Source organism: Agromyces indicus, assembly GCF_031432295.1.
Taxonomy (GTDB): domain Bacteria; phylum Actinomycetota; class Actinomycetes; order Actinomycetales; family Microbacteriaceae; genus Agromyces; species Agromyces indicus.
The window spans coordinates 118,002-135,849 of the sequence record NZ_JAVKGS010000005.1; the positions used below are offsets into that span (position 1 = coordinate 118,002).

At 72.8% G+C, this 17,848-nt stretch carries 18 protein-coding genes; 1 reads left to right on the plus strand and 17 read right to left on the minus strand.

The genetic code is table 11. From position 1 onward, the window contains the following. Window positions 1-43: 43 nt before the first annotated feature. Complete coding sequence (locus tag RH861_RS15680) at window positions 44-490, minus strand: nitroreductase/quinone reductase family protein (RefSeq protein ID WP_310521778.1); 447 nt, start codon at window positions 488-490, stop codon at window positions 44-46. A 55-nt stretch (window positions 491-545) separates the two neighbouring features. Here RH861_RS15680 and RH861_RS15685 point away from each other — a divergent pair, with 55 nt between their 5' ends. After that, on the plus strand, window positions 546-1,352 hold the full coding sequence (locus RH861_RS15685) for a YqjF family protein (protein ID WP_310521779.1): 807 nt from the start codon (window positions 546-548) through the stop codon (window positions 1,350-1,352). A 51-nt stretch (window positions 1,353-1,403) separates the two neighbouring features. Here RH861_RS15685 and der read toward each other — a convergent pair whose 3' ends face one another. From der to RH861_RS15765, 16 genes are all read right to left on the minus strand, one after another. After that, window positions 1,404-2,912, minus strand: a complete 1,509-nt coding sequence (gene der / locus RH861_RS15690) for a ribosome biogenesis GTPase Der (RefSeq protein WP_310521780.1) — start codon at window positions 2,910-2,912, stop codon at window positions 1,404-1,406. Window positions 2,913-2,964: 52 nt separating this feature from the next. Next, window positions 2,965-3,672 carry a (d)CMP kinase gene (cmk, locus tag RH861_RS15695; protein ID WP_067945241.1) on the minus strand — a complete coding sequence of 236 codons (708 nt, stop codon included), beginning with the start codon at window positions 3,670-3,672 and terminating at the stop codon, window positions 2,965-2,967. A 3-nt stretch (window positions 3,673-3,675) separates the two neighbouring features. Continuing rightward, window positions 3,676-4,758, minus strand: a complete 1,083-nt coding sequence (locus RH861_RS15700; protein WP_310521781.1) for a prephenate dehydrogenase — start codon at window positions 4,756-4,758, stop codon at window positions 3,676-3,678. 1 nt (window position 4,759) lies between these two features. Then, window positions 4,760-5,548 carry a pseudouridine synthase gene (locus RH861_RS15705; protein WP_067945238.1) on the minus strand — a complete coding sequence of 263 codons (789 nt, stop codon included), beginning with the start codon at window positions 5,546-5,548 and terminating at the stop codon, window positions 4,760-4,762. After that, complete coding sequence (gene scpB / locus RH861_RS15710; protein WP_310521782.1) at window positions 5,535-6,230, minus strand: SMC-Scp complex subunit ScpB; 696 nt, start codon at window positions 6,228-6,230, stop codon at window positions 5,535-5,537. The genes RH861_RS15705 and scpB overlap by 14 nt, the downstream gene beginning before the upstream one ends. Next, entirely contained in the window at window positions 6,220-7,059 is an 840-nt protein-coding gene (locus RH861_RS15715; RefSeq protein WP_067945468.1) for a segregation and condensation protein A, read from the minus strand. Before RH861_RS15715 ends, scpB begins: the two co-directional genes overlap by 11 nt. 40 nt (window positions 7,060-7,099) lie before the next feature. Then, window positions 7,100-7,987, minus strand: a complete 888-nt coding sequence (locus RH861_RS15720; protein WP_067945234.1) for a ParA family protein — start codon at window positions 7,985-7,987, stop codon at window positions 7,100-7,102. Window positions 7,988-8,032: 45 nt separating this feature from the next. Further along, window positions 8,033-8,938 (minus strand): site-specific tyrosine recombinase XerD, encoded by a 906-nt coding sequence (xerD, locus tag RH861_RS15725; protein ID WP_310521783.1) that lies wholly within the window; start codon window positions 8,936-8,938, stop codon window positions 8,033-8,035. Continuing rightward, window positions 8,938-9,579, minus strand: a complete 642-nt coding sequence (locus tag RH861_RS15730; RefSeq protein ID WP_310521784.1) for an NUDIX domain-containing protein — start codon at window positions 9,577-9,579, stop codon at window positions 8,938-8,940. The genes xerD and RH861_RS15730 overlap by 1 nt, the downstream gene beginning before the upstream one ends. Further along, on the minus strand, window positions 9,572-11,230 hold the full coding sequence (pyrG, locus tag RH861_RS15735) for a CTP synthase (protein ID WP_310521785.1): 1,659 nt from the start codon (window positions 11,228-11,230) through the stop codon (window positions 9,572-9,574). The genes RH861_RS15730 and pyrG overlap by 8 nt, the downstream gene beginning before the upstream one ends. Before the next feature lie 212 nt (window positions 11,231-11,442). Continuing rightward, on the minus strand, window positions 11,443-13,137 hold the full coding sequence (recN, locus tag RH861_RS15740) for a DNA repair protein RecN (protein WP_310521786.1): 1,695 nt from the start codon (window positions 13,135-13,137) through the stop codon (window positions 11,443-11,445). After that, window positions 13,130-14,086 (minus strand): NAD kinase, encoded by a 957-nt coding sequence (locus tag RH861_RS15745; RefSeq protein ID WP_282573416.1) that lies wholly within the window; start codon window positions 14,084-14,086, stop codon window positions 13,130-13,132. The genes recN and RH861_RS15745 overlap by 8 nt, the downstream gene beginning before the upstream one ends. Further along, window positions 14,041-14,856, minus strand: a complete 816-nt coding sequence (locus RH861_RS15750) for a TlyA family RNA methyltransferase (RefSeq protein WP_310521787.1) — start codon at window positions 14,854-14,856, stop codon at window positions 14,041-14,043. Before RH861_RS15750 ends, RH861_RS15745 begins: the two co-directional genes overlap by 46 nt. Further along, complete coding sequence (locus tag RH861_RS15755) at window positions 14,853-15,038, minus strand: hypothetical protein (RefSeq protein ID WP_310521788.1); 186 nt, start codon at window positions 15,036-15,038, stop codon at window positions 14,853-14,855. Before RH861_RS15755 ends, RH861_RS15750 begins: the two co-directional genes overlap by 4 nt. Window positions 15,039-15,108: 70 nt before the next feature. Beyond that, complete coding sequence (locus RH861_RS15760; RefSeq protein ID WP_310521789.1) at window positions 15,109-16,140, minus strand: HAD-IIA family hydrolase; 1,032 nt, start codon at window positions 16,138-16,140, stop codon at window positions 15,109-15,111. Next, the gene (locus RH861_RS15765) at window positions 16,137-16,994 is read right to left on the minus strand and encodes a hypothetical protein (RefSeq protein WP_310521790.1); all 858 of its coding nucleotides are present in this window, start codon (window positions 16,992-16,994) and stop codon (window positions 16,137-16,139) included. The genes RH861_RS15760 and RH861_RS15765 overlap by 4 nt, the downstream gene beginning before the upstream one ends. Window positions 16,995-17,848: the final 854 nt, after the last annotated feature.

Here is a 17,848-nt window from a genome sequence, read left to right on the forward strand (position 1 = left end):
CTCGGGGTCCGCGCTCGTCCCGTCAACCGTCGGGCGGGGTCGCTCACTGCAGGGGTTCGCAGATCACCACCGGGATCTCGCGACGGGTACGGCGCTGGTAGTGCTCGTAGCCGGGATAGGCGGCGGTGATCCGCGGCCAGAGCTCCGCCTTCTCCGTGGGCGTCGCAGTGCGCGCCCGCATGGGCCGGCTCCCCTCACGGAAGTCGACGACCACGTCGGGATGGTCGACGAGGTTCAGGTACCAGGCCGGATGCCGGTCGTCTCCACCCTTCGACGCGACCAGGACCACCCGGTCCGGCTCGGCGATGGGCGCCGACAGGATCGTGGTCCGCGGCCGCCCCGTGCGACGTCCGACCGTGTGGAGTTCGACGGTGATGAGTCGTCCGATGCGCCATCCGAGGCGGCCTCCGGTGACCCGGATGACCCAGCGGTGCACGCCTGCGAGCACCGCGAGCCCTCGGTCGCCGAGCACGCCGCCGGATGTTCCCATGCCCTGAGCCTACGCAGGCGCGCCCCCTCGCGTTCGGACGGGCGGTCGCGGCAGGATGGACTGCGTGGACGGACTGCCCCGCACCGCACCCCCGCTGCCGGGACGCGTGGTCGTCGAGCAGCACTGGCGCGACCTGCTGTTCCTGCACTGGCGGGTGGAGCCGTCTCGCGTGCAGCGGTTCCTTCCGAAGGGCACGCGACCCGACATCGTCGACGGCGCCACCTGGGTGGGGCTCATCCCGTTCGTGCTCGCCGACACCCGGTTCCCGCCCCTGCCCCCGCTGCACCGCCTCGGTACGTTCGTCGAGGTGAACGTGCGGCTGTACGCGCGCGACGCGTCGGGTCGGCACGGCGTCGTGTTCCGCACCCTCGAGGCCGGGCGCCTGCTGCCAGTGCTCGCCGCGCGGGTCGGCTTCGGCCTGCCCTACCACTGGGCACGCTCCGGCGTCACGAGGCGAGCGGATGCCGCTGGCTTCGAGCTCGACTTCCGGAGCCGCCGTCACGGCCCCGCCGGGCCGGCCACTCGAATCCGTGCGCGCCTGGGCGAACCGCTCCCGGAGCACGCGCCCGATGCGGCGCTCGCCCATTTCCTCACCGACCGGTGGGGGTACCACGAGCGGCACCTCGGCCGCACGATGTGGGCGCGGAACACGCATGCGCCGTGGCCGCTCCAGCGTGCGGAACTCCTCGAGCTCGACGACGGACTCCTCGCGGCGAGCGGCTTCCCGGACCTGGCCGATCGACTGCCCGACTCGGTCCTGGCCTCGACCGGCGTGCGCACGGCGTTCAGCCGCCCGCGTGCGATCCGGACGCGCGCGTGGGCGCTCCCGGCGCTCGGAGCGCACCGCCCCGCGCCGGCGTGACCGCGTGGGCGGACCCCCGGCGCTGCGGCATCCGCTCGCCGGCAGGGCCGCCTAGCGCTGGCGCTTCTCGCGCACGCGCATGTTCGTGACGATGGGCGTGCCGACGAAGCCGTAGATCTCGCGCAGGCGGCGCTGGATGAACCGGCGGTACCCCGGGTCGAGGAAGCCGGTCGTGAACAGCACGAACGTCGGCGGGCGCGTGGAGGCCTGCGTGCCGAACAGGATCCGGGGCTGCTTGCCGCCGCGCACCGGGTGCGGGTGCTCCTGCGTGAGCTCGGTGAGGAACGCGTTGAACTTGCCCGTCGGGATGCGCGTGTCCCACGACTCGAGCGCCGTCTCGAGGGCGGGCACGAGCTTCTCGAGGTGGCGTCCCGTCTTCGCCGAGATGTTCACCCGCGGAGCCCACGCCACGTGGTGCAGGTCCTGCTCGATCTCGCGCTCGAGGTACCGGCGGCGGTCGTCGTCGAGGAGGTCCCACTTGTTGTAGGCGAGCACGAGCGCGCGGCCCGACTCGAGCACGAGGTCGATGATGCGCACGTCCTGCTCGGAGATCGGCTGCGAGACGTCGAGCAGCACCACGGCGACCTCGGCCTTCTCGAGTGCCGCCTGCGTGCGCAGCGATGCGTAGAAGTCGGCGCCCTGCTGCAGGTGCACCCGGCGGCGGATGCCGGCGGTGTCGACGAAGCGCCAGACCTTGCCGCCGAGCTCGATCTGCTCGTCGACCGGGTCCCGCGTCGTGCCCGCGAGCTCGTTCACGACCACGCGCTCCTCGCGCGCGGCCTTGTTGAGCAGGCTCGACTTGCCGACGTTCGGCCGGCCGAGGATCGCCACGCGGCGGGGACCGCCGAACTCCTCCTTCGCCACGGCCGAGACCTGCGGGAGGACCGTGAAGACCTCCTCGAGCAGGTCGGCGACGCCGCGGCCGTGCAGGGCCGACACGGGGTACGGCTCGCCGAGGCCGAGGTTCCAGAGCGCGGCGGCCTCGGGCTCCTGCCGGGCGTCGTCGACCTTGTTGGCGACCAGGAACACGGGCTTCCTGGTCTTCCGGAGCAGCCGGACCACGTGCTCGTCGGTCGCGGTCGCACCCACGGTGGCGTCCACGACGAACAGCACCACGTCGGAGAGGTCGATCGCGACCTCGGCCTGGGCGGCCACGGACGCGTCGATGCCCTTGGCGTCCGGCTCCCAGCCGCCGGTGTCGACGAGCGTGAACCGGCGGTCGAGCCACTCGCCCTTGTAGGAGACGCGGTCGCGGGTGACGCCGGGAGTGTCCTCGACGACTGCCTCACGGCGGCCGAGGATGCGGTTCACGAGCGCGGACTTGCCGACGTTCGGGCGGCCCACGATGGCGATGACCGGCAGCGCCGGCAGGAAGCGGATGCCCTCCTCGCCCTCGTCGGAGAGCTCGAGGAGGTCGAGGTCCTCCTCGTCGAGGTCGTACTCCTCGAGGCCCGAGCGGAGCGCGGCCGCGCGCTGCTCGGCGAGTTCCTCGTCGACGCCGGCGAGGCGCTCGGCGAGATCGTCGTCGGGGGCGTCGAACTCGTCGTCGCGGTCGGTCATGTCAGCTCCTGGAAGGTCTCGGGGGTCGCGCGCGAGCGCACAACCTGTCTATTCAACCAGTACGAACCTGAGCATCGCGGATGACGGCGAGCACCGCCTCCACGGTCGCGTCGAAGTCGAGGTCGGTCGAGTCCACCGTGGTGACGCCCTCCGCGGCGTTCATGAAGTCGACGACCTTCGAGTCCGCGGCATCCCGGGCGCGCAACTGGGCGCCGGTCGCGGCGGCCGAGTGGCCGACGAGCTCGGCCGAACGACGCGCCATGCGCACGGCCTCGGAGGCGGTGAGCAGGATTCGGACCGGGGCGTCGGGGGCGACGACGGTGGTGATGTCGCGTCCCTCGACGACGATGCCCGGCCGCTCCTCGGCGGCCATGATCGCCCGGAACACCTCGATGAGGTGCGTTCGCACCTCGGGCACGCGCGCGACCGCGCTCACGACCGCCGAGATGCCCGGCTCGCGGATCGCCTCGGTCACGTCCGTGTCGCCGACGTGCACGGCGTACCCGTGCGGGTCGGTGCCGATGCGGTAGTCGAACGAGTCGAGGCACGAGACGACGGATGCCGCGTCATCCGTGTCGACGCCCGACGCGCTCGCGTGCCAGGCGAGCGCCCGGTAGGCCGCACCAGTGTCGAGGAACCCCCAGCCGAGCCGGCGCGCGACCTCCTTCGAGACACTGGACTTGCCGCTGCCGGCGGGGCCGTCGATGGCGACGACGACGGGGTATTCGACGGGGTGGGTGGACTGGGGTGGGTGGGGCACGTTCTATCCTGCGATCCGCCAGCCGCGTGCGGCCAGCTCGGTGGTGAGTCGGTCGGCCGCTTCGGGCACGACCGCGATCTCCGCGAGGCCGACCTGGCGGCCGGGCGAGTGCTCGAGGCGGAGGTCTTCGAGGTTCACGCCGATCTCGCCGACCTCGGCGAGCAGCCGGGCGAGCTGGCCCGGCCGGTCGTCGACCATGACGATGACGGTCGTGAAGCGCTTGTCGGTGCCATGCTTGCCGGGCAGGCGTTCGACACCCGTGTTGCCGCCCGTGAGCTCCTCGGCGACGCGGCGGCGGGCGCCGGGCGCGGCCGGGTCGGCGAGCGCCTCGATGAACCGGTCGAGGTCGTCGCGGTAGGCCAGCAGGATGTCGCGGACGGACCCGGCGTTGGCGCCGAGGATCTGCACCCACAGGTCGGGGTCGCTCGCCGCGATGCGGGTCACGTCGCGCACGCCCTGTCCGGCGAGCCCGAGCGCGGCGTTCGGCGCGTCGATGAACCGCCGCGCCATGATCGTCGCGACGACCTGCGGCACGTGGGAGATGAGCGCGACGCCGCGGTCGTGCTCCTCCGGGGTCATCTCGACGAGCGTCGCACCGAGGTCGAGGATGAGGTCGTCGATGGCGCTCGCGCGCTGGTAGCTGATCTCGTCGTGCGCGGCGACGACCCAGGGCCGTCCGGCGAAGAGGTCGGCGCGGGCGGCGAGGGGCCCACCGCGCTCGCGACCGGCGAGGGGGTGCGAGCCGATGTAGCGGGCGACGTCGGCGCCGGTCGACTCGAGCTCGGCGAGGATGCCGGCCTTGACGCTCGCGACATCCGTCACGATCGCGTCGGGGAACGCGGCGAGCTCGTCGGCCACGACGCGGGCCGTGACGTCGGGCGGGACGGCCACGACGACGAGCTGCGGGGCATCGCCGGGCAGGGCGGGGCGCCCCGCGCCGAGGTCGACGGCGAGCGCCACGTGCGTCGGCGACGCGTCGGCGAGGATCACGTCGATGCCGCGGCCCCGGAGTCCCAGTGCGATGCTCGTGCCGAGCAGGCCGGTGCCGACGACGCGGACCGGCCCGACCAGTCGTGACTCGACCACCTCAGCCGTTCCCCTTCCGCTGCTCGTCCGCGGCCCGCGCGATCGTGAGCAGCGCGCCGAGTTCGACTCTAGTCAACTCGCGCAGGGCGCCCGACTTCAGGGTGCCGAGGTGCAGCGGCCCGAACTGGCGGCGCACGAGCTCCACGACGGGGTGTCCGACGGCGTCGAGCATGCGGCGCACGATGCGGTTGCGTCCGGAGTGGAGGGTCACCTCGACCATGGTGTGGCCGGCTCCGGCCTGCGTCTGGAGGATCTTCGCCCGGTCGGCGCGGATGGGGCCGTCCTCGAGGTCGATGCCGCGCTTCAGCTGCTGCAGCGTCTGCGGCGTCATCCGGCCCTTCACCTTGGCGATGTAGGTCTTCTCGACGCCGAACGACGGGTGCGCGAGCACGTGGGCGAGCTCGCCGTCGTTGGTGAGGAGAAGCAGTCCGCTGGTGTCGCCGTCGAGCCGGCCGACGTTGAACACGCGCACGTCGAGCGCGTCGGTGAACGTGCGGAGGTCGGGCCGGCCCTGCTCGTCGCGCATCGACGAGACGACGCCGCGCGGCTTGTTGAGCATGAAGTAGCGCTTCTCCTGGTCGAGCTGCACCGCCGTGCCGTCGACCGCGACCTTGTCGGCGACCGGGTCGATCCGCGACCCGAGCTCGGTCACGACGCGGCCGTTGACCTCCACGCGACCCTCGACGATCAGCTGCTCGGCCACGCGCCGGCTCGCGACGCCCGCCGCAGCGAGCGCCTTCTGGAGCCGCACCCCCTCGGGGGCGCCGCCGGGCTGGTCAGGCGTGGTCACGTTCGAATCCCTCCTGGCCGCCGTCGAGCAGCGGCGAGATCGGCGGCAGTTCGTCGAGCGACGAGACGCCGAGGTTCGTCAGCAGCACGTCGGTCGTGCCGTACAGGATGGCGCCGGTCTCCTCGTCCGTGTCGACCTCCGTGATGAGGCCGCGGCCGAGCAGCGTGCGCACCACTGAGTCGACGTTCACCGCCCGGATGGACGCGATCGACGACCGGGAGATCGGCTGCTTGTACGCGATCACCGCGAGCGTCTCGAGCGCGGCCTGCGACAACCGGGTCGAGGTCTGGGCGGTGACGACGTCGGTGATGAGGCGGTCGTACTCGGCGCGCGCGTAGAAGCGCCACCCGCCACCGACCTCGCGCAGTTCGAAGGCACGACGGATGCCGCCGGCCGGGGCCGCCTCCCCCGCGTCGGTGCGCGGCTCGCCCGAGGGTGCTCCCCCGTCGTAGTCGGCGCGCAGCCGCGCGATGGCCGCACGGACCTCGGCGAGCGGACGCTGGACCGCCGCGGCGAGATGCACGAGCGACTGCGGCTCGTCGGCGATGAACAGGATGGCCTCGAGGGCACGGTCGAGGTCGAGCCGGGGCTGGCCGGGCACGTCGAGCGGGGTCGACACCGACACCTCCGGGCCCTCGCCGACCGCGGCGGTCTCCCTCGCGTCGGAGGTCTCAGTCGTCATAGTCGGCTCCCAGGCTCTCGAGTCGGTCGTCGGACCAGCCGTCCCCGGCCGCCCACCGCAGCGTCAGTTCGCCGAGCGGTTCGAGCTGCTCGAACCCGATCGCGGCGTTGCGGTAGAGCTCGAGCACGGCGAGGAACCGCGCGACGACGATGCCGGGGCGGTCGACGCCGGCGATCAGCTGCCGGAACGTGACGGGGTCGCCGCGCCGCAGCACGGCGACGACGTGGGCGGCCTGCTCGCGGATGGACACGAGCGGCGCGTGGAGGTGGTCGAGCCCCACGACGGGGATCTCGCGCGGCGTCAGCGCGAGCATCGCGAGCGCGGCGAAGTCGTCGGCGCCGAGGGTCCAGCGCAGTTCGGGCTCGCGCTGGCGGAACCGCTCCTCGAGCCGCACCGTGCGGGCGTGCCGCAACGACTCCGCCTCGATCCGCCCGCCGAACCAGCGCGCGGCCTCCTTGAATGCGCGGTACTGCAGCAGGCGCGCGAAGAGCAGGTCGCGCGCCTCGAGCAGGGCCACGTCCTCGGCATCGACGAGCTCGCCCTGCGGCAGGAGCCCGGCGACCTTCAGGTCGAGCAGCGTCGCCGCGACGACGAGGAACTCGCTCGCGCGGTCGAGGTCCTCGTTCGTCTCGATGCCGCGCAGGTAGGCGATGAACTCGTCCGTCACGGCCGAGAGCGACACCTCGGTGATGTCGAGCTCGTGCTTGGCGATGAGCGAGAGCAGCAGGTCGAACGGGCCCTCGAAGTTCGACAGGGCCACGCGGAACCCCGCATCGGGCGCGGACTCGGCGGCGCCGTCGACGGGCGCGGGCGCCGCGGCATCCGTCATCGCGGCGCCCGCCGCGCCGTCGATCGCCGCCGCGCTCGGCTCAGGCGACCGCGCCACGGTCGACCAGCTCCCGGGCGAGCTGCCGGTACGCGCGCGAGGCCGGGTGCTCGGGCGCGAACTCGGTGATCGGCGTCGCCGCGACGGTCGCGTCGGGGAACTTCACCGTGCGCGTGATGACGGTCTCGAGCACCTGGTCGCCGAACGCCTCGACCACGCGCTCGAGCACCTCGCGCGAGTGCAGCGTGCGGGCGTCGTACATGGTCGCGAGGATGCCGTCGAGCGTGATCGCCGGGTTGAGGCGGTCGCGCACCTTGTCGATGGTCTCGATGAGCAGCGCGACGCCGCGGAGCGCGAAGTACTCGCACTCGAGCGGGATGATCACGCCGTGGCTCGCGGTGAGCGCGTTCACCGTGAGCAGGCCGAGCGACGGCTGGCAGTCGATGAGGATCACGTCGTAGTCGCCCGACACCTTGCGGAGCACGCTCGCGAGGATCTGCTCGCGGGCCACCTCGGTCACGAGGTGCACCTCGGCGGCCGACAGGTCGATGTTCGCCGGGATCACGTCGAGCCCGTCGACGCGGGTCGCCTGGATCGCGTCGCGCGGCTGGACGTTGCGCGAGAGCAGCAGGTCGTAGATCGTCGGCACGTCGTGCGTCTGCACGCCGAGGCCCGCCGAGAGCGCGCCCTGCGGGTCGAAGTCGATCGCGAGCACGCGACGGCCGTAGTCGGCGAGCGCGGCCCCGAGGTTGATGGTCGTCGTGGTCTTGCCGACGCCGCCCTTCTGGTTGCAGAGCGCGATGATGCGCGCGGGGCCGTGCGAGGCCAGGTGCGGCGGTTCGGCGAACTGGCGGAGGGGCCGACCGGTGGGACCGAGATCCGACTCCAGCGTGGCGGTGCCGTCCGCCGGGTCGTAGGTCTCCTTGGTCACGGTGCGGTTCTCTCTCCCGTTGTCGGCTGCGATGCTTGGTCGATTCTAACGAGCGCGGGGGTGCGCGGTCGTGTACATCTCCCGGAGTGTATCGGCCGTGACGAGCGTGTAGATCTGCGTGGTCGCCACGGAGGCGTGTCCCAGCAGCTCCTGCACCACGCGCACGTCGGCGCCGCCCGCGAGGAGGTGGGTCGCGAACGAGTGCCGCAGCGTGTGGGGTGAGACGGATGCCGCGACGCCGGCCCGCTCCGCGGCATCCTGCAGCACCTGCCAGACGGCCTGCCGCGACAGGCGGCGGCCGCGCGTGCCGAGGAAGAGCGCGGGCGTGGCGGGGCCGCGCGCGGAGAGCACGGGACGGGAGCGCACCAGGTAGGCGTCGATCGCGCGGCGGGCGTAGCTGCCGACGGGCACGATGCGCTGCGTGCCGCCCTTGCCGAAGAGCCGCACGACCTCGTCCTCGACGAGGTCGTCGACGTTCAGCGCGGTGGCCTCCGACACGCGTGCGCCGGTCGCGTAGAGCAGTTCGAGCAGGGCGACGTCGCGCAGGGCGATCACGTCGTCGCCGACGCGCGCGGCCTCGATGATGGCGGCCACCTGCTCGACGGGGATCGCCTTGGGCAGCCGCGTGGGCTGCTTCGGCGGCCGAAGTTCCCGGGACGGGTCGGTCGGCGTGCGCCCCTCCTCGGCGAGGAACCGGTGCAGGCCCCGCACCGCGGAGAGCACCCGGGCGATCGACGACACGGCCAGGCGCGGCTCACGTTCGGCGCTCAGGTGGCGGAGAAATGCCGACAGGTCGGCTTCGGTGGCTCGCTCTGGGCCCTCGATGCCGGCCGAGTCGAGCCACGCCTCGTAGATCGCGAGGTCGCGCCGGTAGGAGGCGAGCGTGTTGCGCGCCAGGCCGCGTTCCACGGTGAGGTGCCGCAGGTAGTCGTCGACCGCGCGCGAGTCCACTAGGCCTCCGGTCGGTTGGCGGGGTGGGCCGGCCACGGCGCGTCAGCCGGGGCCAGGCTCCGCCACCCGCGGTCGCGGGCCGCGGCCGCGGCGAGCACGCCGATCGTGAGCGACGGGTTGCCGAGCCGCCGCGCGAGCACGGCGTCGACGCACTCGTCGAGCGGCACCCAGCGGAGCTCCATGTCCGCCTCCTCGTGCTCGCGGTCGAACGGGGCGTCGGTGGCGCGCACGTCTCGGGCGAGGAAGATCCGGATCGCCTCGCTGCTGCCGCCGGGGGTCGTGAAGTAGTCCGCGAGCACCGCCCAGTCGGATGCCACGAGGTCGGCCTCCTCCGCGAGCTCGCGCTGCGCGGCCTCGAGCGCGGGCTCGTGCTGCACGTCGAGCAGGCCCGCCGGGATCTCCCAGTCGCGCGCGCGGACCGGGTGGCGGTACTGCTTGACGAGCAGGACGCGCTCCTCGTCGTCGAGCACGAGCACGGCGACCGCGCCGGGGTGGTCCACGTACTCGCGTTCGATGCGCGTCGCGTCGTCGCCGTAGGCGAAGGCGTCGCGGCGCACGTCCCAGATCCGCCCCTCGAACACGGTCTCCCGGTCGAGGAGCGGCAGGTCGACGAACTCGTCGGCCGGCGGCGACTCAGGCATTCTCGACGTCGAACAGGAGGCTGGCCTGCTGGCGCTCGAGGGCGGCGGCGACGAGCCCGCGGAAGAGCGGGTGCGCGTCGTTCGGGCGGCTCCGGAGCTCGGGGTGGGCCTGCGTCGCGACGTAGAACGGGTGCGTCTCGCGGGGCAGCTCGACGAACTCGACGAGGTGCCGGTCGGGCGACATGCCGGAGAAGACGAGGCCGGCTTCGGCGATCCGGTCGCGGTACGCGTTGTTCACCTCGTAGCGGTGGCGGTGGCGCTCGGACACGTCGGTCGAGCCGTACAGCTCGGCGACGATCGAGCCCTCGTCGAGCTTCGCGGGATAGAGGCCGAGGCGCATGGTGCCGCCGAGGTCGCCGCCCGCGATGATCTCGACCTGCTCCTCCATCGTGGCGATGACGGGGAACTGGGTGTCGGGGTCGAACTCGCTCGACGACGCGCCGGGGAGGCCGGCCACGTTGCGGGAGTACTCGATGACCATGCACTGCAGGCCGAGGCAGAGCCCGAGCGTCGGGATGCCGTTCTCGCGCGCGAAGTGGAGCGCGCCGAGCTTGCCCTCGATGCCGCGGACGCCGAACCCGCCGGGCACGAGGATTCCGTCGAGGTGCGCGAGGCGCTCCTTGGCGCCCTCGGGCGTGCGGCACTCGTCGGACGGGATCCACTCGATCCGGACCTTGGTCTCGTTCGCGAAGCCGCCCGCGCGGAGCGCCTCGGTCACCGACAGGTAGGCGTCGGGGAGGTCGATGTACTTGCCGACGAGTCCGATGGTGACCTCGTGCTTCGGGTCGTGCACGACCTCGAGCAGGTCGCGCCATCCGGACCAGTCGACGTCGCCCGCCTGGTCGCCGAGGCCGAGCGCCTCGATGAGGTAGGCGTCGAGCCCCTGGTCGTGCAGCATCGTCGGGATGTCGTAGATGGACGGCACGTCCACGGCGTTCACGACCGCCGCCTCGTCGACGTCGCACATGAGCGCGATCTTGCGCTTGTTCCCCTCGGTCACGGGGCGGTCGCTGCGCAGCACGAGGGCGTCGGGCTGGATGCCGATCGAGCGCAGCGCGGCCACCGAGTGCTGGGTGGGCTTGGTCTTCTGCTCGCCCGACGCGCCCATGAACGGCACCAGCGAGACGTGCACGAAGAACACGTTCTTGCGTCCGAGTTCGTGGCGCACCTGGCGCGCGGACTCGATGAAGGGCTGCGACTCGATGTCGCCGACGGTGCCGCCGATCTCGGTGATGATCACGTCCGGCTTGGGCGTCTCGGTCGCCTGGAGGCGCATGCGGCGCTTGATCTCGTCGGTGATGTGCGGGATGACCTGCACGGTGTCGCCGAGGTACTCGCCGCGGCGCTCCTTGGCGATGACGGTGGAGTAGATCTGCCCGGTCGTGACGTTCGCGGCCTGCGACAGGTTGATGTCGAGGAACCGCTCGTAGTGCCCGATGTCGAGGTCGGTCTCGGCGCCGTCGTCGGTGACGAACACCTCGCCGTGCTGGAACGGGTTCATGGTGCCCGGGTCGACGTTGAGGTAGGGGTCGAGCTTCTGCATCACCACCCGCAGGCCCCGGGCCGTGAGGAGGTTGCCCAGGCTGGCCGCCGTGAGCCCCTTGCCCAATGAGGAAACGACACCGCCCGTCACGAAGATGTGCTTGGTCACATCGTTCGTGAGGTCAGTGTTCGAAATGTCTGCGCCGCGATCATCCACCACGGGCTCCCAGTCTATGCGACTCCCAGCTGGGAATGCCCCGACATAAGGAGTCCGCTCGGCTCGGTCGGGCGGTCCGGGCGTGTCGCCGGGTCAAGCACGATGACGGATGCCGCTCCCGCCGCGGCTCCGACCTGCGTCCCTCCGTCGGGCCGGATCGAAGGTCAGGCCGCCGCGTCGGCGATCTCGAGGAGTTCGCGCGCGTGGGCGAGTCCGCTCTCGGAGTCGGCCAGGCCGGACAGCAGGCGCGCCATCTCCGCCTCGCGGTCGGCGCCGTGCAGCTGGCGCACGCTCGAGGCGGTGACGCGGCCGTCGGTGCCCTTGACGACGCTCAGGTGGTTGGAGGCGAACGCCGCGACCTGCGCCAGGTGGGTGACCACGATGACCTGCGCTCGCTCGGCGAGCCGCGCGAGCCGGCGGCCGATCTCGATCGCCGCAGCACCGCCGACGCCCGCATCGACCTCGTCGAAGACGAAGGTGGGCACCGGGTCGGCGCCGGCGATGACGACCTCGATCGCGAGCATGACGCGGGAGAGCTCGCCGCCGGACGCGCCCTTCGAGACCGGACGCGGCTCGGCGCCGGGGTGCGGGCGGAGCAGGATCGACACCTGGTCGCGCCCGTTGGGCCCCGGCTCGACCGTGCGGTCGACGGTCACGGTGAGTTCGGCGTCGGGCATCGCGAGCGCGGCGAGCTCGGCGGTCACGGCGCCCGCGAGCCGCTCGGCCGCCGATTCCCGGAGCGCGCTGACCCGGTCGGCCAGCTCGCCGACCTCGGCGGCACGTCGCTCGACGGCCTGCTCGAGCTCGGCGATGCGGTCGTCGTCGCCGTCGAGTTCGACGAGGCGCAGTCCGCCGTGATGGCGGAAGGCGAGCACCTCGTCGAGCGACCCGTGCCGGCGCATGAGGCTCGCGAGCACGGCTCGACGCTCCTGGACGGTCTCGAGCTCGGCCGCGCCGTCGGCGTCGAGGCCGGCGAGGTAGCCGGACAGTTCGGCCGCGGCATCCGCGAGTGCGAAGCCGGCCCCGGCGACCGCCTCCGCGATCGGCGCGAGCGCGGGATCGTGGGAGACGACGCGGTCGACGTGGCGGCGGGCTGCTTCGACGAGGGTCACGGCGTCCGGCGTGTCGTCGGCCGGTGCTTCGGCGGAGATGAGCTCGTGCGCCTGCGCGGCGGCGAGTCGCAGGTCCTCGAGGTTCGTCAGCCGGTCCGCTCGCTCCGCCAGCGCCGCGTCCTCGCCGGGCTGCGGATCGGCCGTCTCGATCTCCTCGAGGGCGATGCGGAGTTCCTCGGCTTCGCGGGCACGCGCGTCGTGCTCCTCGCGGAGGCGCGCGAGCTCGTCCGCGTCGGATCGCCAGGTCCGGTAGGCGGTGCGATACGCCTCGAGTGCGGCCGCGAGATCGGCGCCGGCGAAGCGATCGAGCGCGTCGCGCTGGGCGGCGGTCGAGCGGAGCCGCTGCTGGTCGGCCTGCCCGTGCACGACCACGAGGTGGTCGGCGAGCTCGCCGAGCACTCCGACGGGTGCGCTGCGCCCGCCCACGATGGCGCGGCTGCGGCCCTCGGCGGAGACGGAGCGGCCGAGGAGCAGCTCTCCCCCGTCGAGGTCGCCGCCGGCGTCGACGACGCGCTCGGCGACGGCCTCGGCGTCCTCGAGGAGCCAGCGCCCCTCGACCCACGCCTGCTTGGCGCCGGCCCGGACGGTGGCGGCGTCGGCGCGGGCGCCGAGGAGCAGCCCGAGTGCCGTCACCACCATCGTCTTGCCCGCTCCGGTCTCGCCCGTGACGGCGGTGAAGCCCGGTCCGAGCGGCAGCGTCGCCTCGGCGATCACGCCGAGGTCGCGGATGGCGAGTTCCTCAATCACCGGCGACCGGCCCCCTCCACCCCGTGACGGGGAGCTGGAACTTGTTGACGAGCCGGTCGGTGAACGGGGCCTGGTGCAGGCGTGCCAACCGGACGGGCACGGGCGAACGGCGCACGATGACCCGAGCACCCGGCGGCAGCTCGAACATGCGTCGCCCGTCGCACCAGATCACGGCGGATGCCTCGGTGCGCTGGAGCACCTCGACCGCGAGCGACGAATCCGGCCCGACCACGAGCGGTCGGGCGAAGAGCGCATGGGCACTGAGCGGTACGAGCAGCAGCGCCTCGACGGCCGGCCACACGACCGGTCCGCCGGCCGAGAAGGAATAGGCGGTCGAGCCGGTGGGCGTGGACATCACCACGCCGTCGCAGCCGAACGACGACAGCGGGCGCCGGTCGACCTCGATGACCACCTCGAGCATCCGCTCGCGCTCGGCCTTCTCGACCGTCGCCTCGTTGAGGGCCCAGCCCTCGTAGACGACGTCGTCGCCGACCTTCGCCCGAACCGAGAGCGTCATGCGCTCCTCGACCGTGTAATCGCGCGCGACCGCTCGTCCGACGGTGTAGCCGAGGTCGTCGCGCTCGCTCTCGGCGAGGAACCCGACGTGCCCGAGATTGACGCCGAGGAGCGGCACCGGGTGCTCGCGCGTGAGTTCGGCGGCCCGCAGGATGGTGCCGTCGCCGCCGAGGACGATGACGAGCTCGAGGTGCCTGGGCGACACCTCCTCGAGTCGGCGCACCATCCCCTCGAGCTCGGGGAGCTGGCGGAGCACGTCGTGCCATTGCTCGGCGGCGATGACCGGGACGGCGCCGGCGGCGACCAGCTGCCCGCACACGTCGGCCGTCGCCTCGAGGGCGGCCTGCCGGCCAGTGTGCGACACCACGAGGAAATGCCGTGCATCGCTCACGCCGTGACGCCTCCCGTCGCTTCTCTGACCCGACCCGACCATTCTGACGGATCGCCGCCTCGGCTCGGGCTGAGGAGCACGAGCACCTCGCGATTCCCGTGCGTCCCCGCGATTGGGGAGGAGTGCACGCCGGCGGTCCTCAGGCCGAGGTCGTGGCCGGCCCAGAGCACGCCCATGACGGCGTCCTCGCGCGCGGCCGGGTCGCGGACGACACCCTCTCGCGTGTTGCTGCGACCGACTTCGAACTGCGGCTTGACGAGCAGCACGAACTCCGCCGTCGGGTCCGCGGTGTCGCGGAGCGCCGGGAGCACCGTCGCGAGGGAGATGAACGAGAGATCGGCGACGACGAGGGTCGGTCGCTCGTCCACGCCGGTGAGCCGCGCCAGCGTCTCGGGGTCGAGGTGGCGCACGTTGCATCCCTCGACGGCGACGAGTCCGGGCGTGCCGGCCAGTTGCGGCGAGAGCTGCCCGTGGCCGACGTCGACGGCGAGCACGGTGCTCGCCCCGCGCTCCAGCAGCACCTGGCTGAACCCGCCTGTCGATGCGCCGGCGTCGAGCACGACGCGACCGGCGGGGTCGACGCCGAAGGCGTCGAGCGCGGCGATGAGCTTGTGTGCGGCGCGGCTGACGTAGTGGTCGGATGCCGCGACCTCGAGCACCGCATCGTCGGTCACCCGGTGGGCCGCCTTCGTGACCGGTCGCCCGTCGACGCTCACCACGCCGTCGGCGATGAGCGCGGCGGCGTGCGTGCGCGACCGCGCGAGCCCGCGCGCCGCGAGTGCGGCGTCGAGTCGCTCACCGCCGCCCGTCATCCCGCGGCGCGAGCCGGGTCGGACCGCTCGAGTTCGGTGCGGAGCCGCTCGGCCAGTGCGTCGTAGCCGGCCGCGCGCTCCTCGAGCGGCGCGGCCTCGATCCCCTCGAGCGCGTCGGCCGTCGCCTCGGCGGCGTCGGGGTCGTGCTCGGACGCGTCGCGCTCCAGGTCTGCGGTGCTCACCCTTCCACGGTACCCGGCGCCGCCCACGCGGCGGTCGCCGACACGGAACGATCAGCGGGCCCGCGCTGGGTCAGCGGTAGAGCCGCTCGGGCACCTGGAGTGCATGGATGGCCGTGCCGCACTCCCAGATGGCGTGGCACGCGGCGCGCAGCAGGTCGAGCGGGTCGTCGCCGTCGCGCTCGATCTCCACCGTGCGTCCGGTGACCCGCACCGACGCGCGGCCGACGCTGACGGCGCCGCGTCGCCGCTGGATCTCGGGGTACGGCTCGTGCAACCCACGGAGGTCGCCGAGGATGAAGTCCGGCCGGCTCGCGGCATCCGCGGCCAGCACCTGCTTGGCCCGGTCGATGCCCGTGAGCACGACCGCCGACGCGATCCCGGCGCGGTTCGCCCCGCGGATGTCGGTGTCCAGCCGGTCGCCCACCATGAGCGGGTTGGAGGCTCCGAAGCGGTCGCGCGCGACGTCGAAGATCGGCGTCTCGGGCTTGCCGGCGACCTCCGGGAAGCGGCCGGCCGCGGTGTGCACGGCAGAGACCAGCGTGCCGTTGCCGGGAGCGACGCCGCGCTCGACGGGGATCGTCCAGTCCATGTTCGTCGCGATCCACGGGATGCCGCCGGGCTCCCCCGGGCCGCCGTGCGCGTTCAGCGCGAACGTCGCCTCGGCGAGCTGTCGCCAGCCGACGTCGGGGTGGAATCCCTGCATGACGGCGTCGGGCCCGTCGTCGGCGGACCGCGTGACGCGGTAGCCGCCGCGCTCGAGCTCCGCGACGATGCCGTCCCCGCCGACCACGAGCACGAGGCCGCCGGGGGCGACGGATGCCGCGAGCAGCCGCATCGCCGCCTGCGGCGAGGTCACGACCGCGTCGGGGGTCGCGTGGAGCCCGAGCGACGTCAGGTGCGCCGCCACCTGCTCGTCGGTCCGCGAGGCGTTGTTGGTGAGGTAGGCCACTGGACGGGACTCCGCGGCGCGGTTGAGGCTGTCGACCGCGTGGGGAATGGCGTGCGGGCCGGCGTAGACCACGCCGTCGAGATCGGCGAAGATCGCGTCGACGCCCTCGAGCGGCGAGGCGCCCTCGCGGCGCCGCGCGAACACGGGACTCATGCGCGCTCGGGCTCGGCCTCGCCGGGCTCGTCCGATGCGTCATCCGCCTCGAGGTCGGCCGTCTCGGCGAGGATCGCCGCCACCTCGGGCTCGATCGCGTCGGCGGCGTCTCCGGCCTCGGGCTCCGCCTCAGCACCCGCGGCCGGCTCGTCGGACTCCACGGACTGGGGCGCCGGAACGTCCACGCCGCTCGGCTCGGTGCCCTCGAGGTCGAACACCTCGACGAGGTCGAGCCCTTCCCCCGCCAGGGCCGCCTCGGCACGGCGGGCGCGATCGCGCCAGGCGGCCGCGTCGTCGGCACGGCCGATTTCCTCGAGCACCTCGGCGTACGCCGAGAACAGCGCCGGGCTGTACGAGAAGGCTCGGTCGGGGTCCAGCTGCGGGATCTCGAGCTCGGCGAGGGCCAGCTCGGGCTGCCCGAGGTCGAGTCGTGCTCCCGACATGGCGATCGCGAGGGCCACCTGCACGGATGCCGGCAGTGTCGAACGGTCGACGGAGCGGCCGAGCTCGAGCGCGCGATCCGGCCGGCCGACGCCGCGCTCGCTGTCGACCATGAGCGGCAACTGCTCGTCGCTGCCGGAGATGCGGCGATACGTCCGGAGCTCTCGCAGTGCGAGCGCGAAGTCGCCGGTCGCGTAGGCGGTGATCGCGAGCGTCTCACGGACGATCGCGATGCGCCCTGCCCGGCGAGACGCCGAGAGGGCATGCCGATGCGCGAGCGCGGGGTCGTCCTCGAGGGCCTCCGCCGCCGCGACCAGGTGACGCGCGACCCAGTCGGCGTTCTCCTTCGTCAGCGTCTTGAGCTCCGCGCGGGCGCTCCGGTCGAGGTCCTTCGGCTGGATGCGCTCGGGCACCTCCGGGTCGTCGTGCCGCGGACGCACCTGCAGCTCGGCGGCACCATACCGCTCGGGACGGACGCCGGCATCCTCCCGCGGGCGACGGTCAGCCGACCGGTCAGACGACCTGCGGTCACCGTCGCGCTGCGGACGCGACCCGTACGGCTTCCGCTCGCCGTCGCGCTGCGAACGCGACCCGTACGGCTTCCGCTCACCATCACGCTGCGAACGCGACCCGTACGGCTTCCGCTCACCATCACGCTGCGAACGCGAACCATACGGCTTCCGCTCACCGTCGCGCTGCGGACGCGAACCATACGGCTTCCGCTCACCATCACGGTCCGGACGCGACCCGTACGGCTTGCGCTCACCATCACGGTCCGGACGCGACCCGTACGGCTTCCGCTCCCCATCACGGTCCGGACGCGAACCATACGGCTTCCGGTCGCCGTCACGCTGCGGACGCGAGCCGTACGGCTTGCGCTCACCGTCGCGCTGCGGACGCGAACCATGCGGCTTCCGGTCACCATCGCGCTGCGGACGCCGATCCGAATCGCGTCGCTCGCCGTCGCGATCGGGGCGCTGACGGTAGGGCTGCTTCCGCTCGTTCCGGCCCTGATCGGTGTCCCGTGGTCGTCGGTCGTTCCGGGGACGCTCGTCGCCCGGGCCGTGCTGCGTCGAATCGCTCACGAATCTTCCTGTCGTGTGGGGAGCCGTCGTGGACTCAACCGTACTGCCGGGCTCGGACCGGCGCCTTAAACGCGGAATGGCCACCCGCCGGCGTTCGCTGTTGAACGCAGTGGGTGGCCACTCCTCAAAGTATGTCCGGCGGTGTCCTACTCTCCCACAGGGTCGCCCCTGCAGTACCATCG